This is a genomic window from Kitasatospora sp. NPDC023120 (assembly GCF_055560835.1).
This window is the reverse complement of the sequence record NZ_JBVHHY010000123.1, coordinates 1-1,032: the sequence shown is the minus strand read 5'-3', so window position 1 is coordinate 1,032 and position 1,032 is coordinate 1. Positions and strand designations below refer to the sequence as shown.

Annotated in this window: 2 protein-coding genes; both read right to left on the bottom strand. The window is 67.3% G+C overall.

All coding sequences use genetic code 11. The features are described 5' to 3' along the window. Positions 1-11: 11 nt before the first annotated feature. Positions 12-344, bottom strand: coding sequence for a hypothetical protein (locus tag ACZ3TI_RS41040; protein ID WP_465735713.1), 333 nt, complete (start codon positions 342-344; stop codon positions 12-14). A 75-nt stretch (positions 345-419) separates the two neighbouring features. Then, on the bottom strand, positions 420-1,032 hold a 613-nt coding region (locus ACZ3TI_RS41035; protein ID WP_465735711.1), incomplete at its 5' end, for an IS5 family transposase.

The window sequence follows — 1,032 nt, the reverse complement described above, 5'->3', positions numbered from 1 at the left end:
TAGGCCGTGTTTTAGAAGGCGTTGAAGGTGTTCCTGGTTGGCCGCCCGGGGAAGTCTCGGGCGGCCAACCAGAGGATGAGGTCGCGAGCGATCGTGCCGATGCTGGTCTCGGTGACCACGTCGTGTTCCCGGCGGCTCGTGTCACGGCGGACGATCTCGTATCCGCCCTCGTCGAGAACGGCGACTGAGACGTACCAGATGGGGTCGTCCTCATCGGGCTGGATCACGACGAACGTGTTGTCCGTGTCGTTGAGATCGTCGACCAGCATGAAGATGGCGTCTTCGGACGGGTCGTCGATGTGGTCGCCGTTCTCGCTGTCGGCGCAGTAGTAGTCAGCGGCCACCAGACTTTCCCCTCGTGCGACGCCTCGGCCCGTACCGCGGCCAGCATGGCATGCCTGGACGACAGGATTCCCACCTCAGAGCCACTCGTTGATCGCGGCGACGAGGACGGCGGCCTCGAAGCGGACGGCGAGTTTGTCGAAGCGTGTGGCCACGGCCCTGTTCCGCTTCAGACGGTTGATGCCGCACTCGACGGCGTGCCGGGCCTTGTAGTCCTCGCGATCGAACCTGGGTGGACGCCCACCACTCGCGCCCCGTCGCTTGCGATTGCGGATCTGGTCGGCCGGCTCCGGAATGGTGCATCGGATGCCGCGTCTGCGCAGGTAGGCACGGTTGGCCTTGGACGAATATGCCTTGTCGCCGCGCACCCGAAGCGGGCGGCTACGAGGTCGACCCGGGCCGGTCCGGGGTACCCGGATCGCTTCCAGCACCGCCATGAACTGCGGCGAGTCCCCGCGCTGGCCCGCCGTGACAAGTAGGGACAACGGTCTCTGGCGTTGCTCGCACGCCAGATGGATCTTCGTCGTGAATCCGCCTCGCGACCGGCCCAGCCCGTGATCCGCGGGCTCCTCGCTCACCCCGCCCGGCGGCTCCTTCTGGGCGGCCCCGTCCCGTCGGGCTCCCGCGGCGTGCTGGTGGGCCCGGCAGATCGTGGAGTCGACGTTCACCTCCCAGACGATCACTCCCGCC